The 1,465-nt window shown below is 39.5% G+C and carries 2 protein-coding genes; both read left to right on the top strand.

Annotation, left to right across the window (positions count from 1 at the left end; all coding sequences use genetic code 11):
* Positions 1 to 96 precede the first annotated feature (96 nt).
* A complete protein-coding gene (locus AC2VE5_RS27250) occupies positions 97 to 282 on the top strand; it encodes a restriction endonuclease (protein ID WP_486890660.1) in 186 nt (61 codons plus the stop codon).
* A gap of 73 nt (positions 283 to 355) precedes the next feature.
* Positions 356 to 1,099, top strand: coding sequence for an IS1 family transposase (locus AC2VE5_RS27245; protein ID WP_486890659.1), 744 nt, complete (start codon positions 356 to 358; stop codon positions 1,097 to 1,099).
* Positions 1,100 to 1,465 lie beyond the last annotated feature (366 nt).

Below are 1,465 nucleotides of genomic sequence, written 5' to 3'. Positions count from 1 at the left end.
GAGATCGCATAACTGTTGTTCAACTTCCAGAAGCACTTGCTATCCTTCGCCAGATGAATCCCTATGCCTTTGAGGAATTGTTGCTGACCTGCTGCCATGAGCAAGGGTGGGACGGACATTGAACGTAACTTTAAATATAGCAATGATGGTGGTTTAGACGGGCGCGTAACAATCGCTGGGAGGCTCTATCTAATTCAGGCAAAGCGTTATCGCGGCTATATTGACCCGCAGCATATTCATGACTTTTACCAGGTTATCCAACAGGAAGAAGCGCATGGGTAATGGCTCAGACGTGTTGATCCAGCTCCGAAATTGTGCTGCAATCAGATAAAGTATCTAATCTGCGAGTTCAGCAATGGTTTTAGAGCCAGTTCCCTGCCCGAATTGTGGCAGTATCAACGTAGTCAGACATGGGAAAACAGCACAAAAAAAGCAGCGTTACCAGTGTCAAAATAAGTTATGTTGTCGCCGCACATTTATCCAGGAATATACCTATCAGGGCTATTTACCTAAAGTTAAGCAGCAAATTACTGATATGGCAATGAATGGAAGTGGAATGAGAGATACTGCGAGGGTGTTAAAAATTAGCCGTAATACAGTAACTCAGGAACTAAAAAAAAATCCCCAATTACAGTTTGTGAACGAACAATTTTTGCAGGCGACCAACTCAACCCAAATCGATGTCAGCTTGGGACGTATACAAGAAGCAGAAATGGATGAAATGTGGAGCTTTGTCCAGTCCAAGCAACACCAAAGATGGTTATGGCACGCCATAGACCATGCTTCCGGTAAAATACTAGCTTATGTACTTGCGCCTCATGAAGACTCTGCCTTTGTGCAATTAAAGGCACTACTCCAACCCTTTGGAATCACACGATTTTTTACGGATGGATGGGGTTCTTATCAACGATATTTAGAGCAGCAGCTACATACGATTGGCAAGTCTAACACTCAAAAAATTGAACGCAAACATTTAACTTTAAGAACGAGGATTAAACGTTTAGCACGTAAAACAATATGCTTCTCCAAATCTACTGAAATGCACGATCTAGTAATTGGGTTATTTATCAACCGTTATGAGTTTGGACTGCTAATTTAATCCCTTATCAACACGTCTGAGCCATTACCAGATTAAGAATATGTAGTGTAAAACCCGCCTTAATTTTTTTAAGGCGGGTTTCATAGTCGCTTAAGTCTTTTAATTAAAGTAGGCGAGTCAATTAGATTATTTCAATCTAATAGTAGAACTTCCTAAAAAGCCTGAACAAACTGTACCCGATACTTCTTTACCTATTATACTTGTAGCTTTAAATCCATGCTTAAAAACCTCATATTCAGTACAAGAGAAGAAATTCTCACCAGTAAAAACAATCTCCGTATAACCTTAACTTTCTAAAATTTTATAAGATTCTGATACTGGTTTTTCATATGATTTTAATGCCACTCCTAAACCAATAATCACTAA

It is taken from the genome of Aliterella sp. E5.1 (assembly GCF_057473825.1).
The sequence above is the reverse complement of the archived record's forward strand: the minus strand, read 5'-3'. Positions and strand labels throughout refer to the sequence as shown.

What these genes read in the sequence shown, in the direction of transcription:
- AC2VE5_RS27250 (WP_486890660.1), top strand. Translation starts at nt 97, where the DNA reads ATGAGCAAGGGTGGGACGGACATTGAACGTAACTTTAAATATAGCAAT.
- AC2VE5_RS27245 (WP_486890659.1), top strand. Translation starts at nt 356, where the DNA reads ATGGTTTTAGAGCCAGTTCCCTGCCCGAATTGTGGCAGTATCAACGTA.